This window comes from Mesorhizobium sp. M0751 (assembly GCF_040320265.1).
Taxonomy (GTDB): domain Bacteria; phylum Pseudomonadota; class Alphaproteobacteria; order Rhizobiales; family Rhizobiaceae; genus Mesorhizobium.
Genome location: NZ_JAMYPH010000083.1, coordinates 1 through 778 on the forward strand (window position 1 = coordinate 1; position 778 = coordinate 778).

General features: G+C 57.7%; 1 protein-coding gene. It reads left to right on the top strand.

The features are described from left to right. Positions 1-115: 115 nt before the first annotated feature. A partial coding sequence (locus NKI19_RS32755) for a glycosyltransferase (RefSeq protein ID WP_352567724.1) occupies positions 116-778 on the top strand: 663 nt, incomplete at its 3' end.

Below are 778 nucleotides of genomic sequence, written 5' to 3' on the forward strand. Positions count from 1 at the left end.
CACAACTATAAATACGCTCTGTATAGAATACTTCGCAACCGGAAGCTCTCGCTCGTCTTGGTTGCCGCCGAAGCTTGTTTGAAAGACGGCGGTCGCCGCCGAAAAGATTTTCTAAATGAAAATAGCCCAGATCGCGCCGCTAACCGAATCCGTGCCGCCCCGAACCTACGGTGGAACCGAGCGAATTGTTTCGTATCTGACCGAAGAACTTGTCCGACAGGGCCACGAGGTGACGCTGTTCGCCAGCGCCGATTCTCGTACCTCAGCCGAGTTGGTGGCGTGTTGCGACGTCGCGCTGCGCCTGAACCCCAGGGTCCAGGACGGTGGTCCGCACCACGTTATGATGCTTGAACGGGTGCGCCGGCGAGCCGATGAATTCGACGTTTTGCATTTCCACGTCGATGTTCTGCACTTCCCCATAATTCGGGATTTTGCCAGACGAACGGTTACCACGCTTCACGGCAGGCTCGACCTGCCCGATCTGGCACAGCTTTATGCGATGTTCGACGACGTTCCCCTGGTCTCGATTTCCTTCGACCAGCGCCGGCCCATGCCGCCCGTCAATTGGGTTGGAACCGTGCATCATGGCCTGCCTCGCGATCTTCTACCATTCCACCCGAACACCTCTGGCTATCTTGCGTTTCTCGGTCGCATCTCGCCGGAAAAGGGGCCGGAAGCGGCCATAGAAATAGCAGCGCGGGCCGGGTTTCCTCTGAAAATCGCCGCCAAGATCGACAAGGTGGACCAGTCGTTCTGGAAGGAAAGGGTCGAGCCGCAA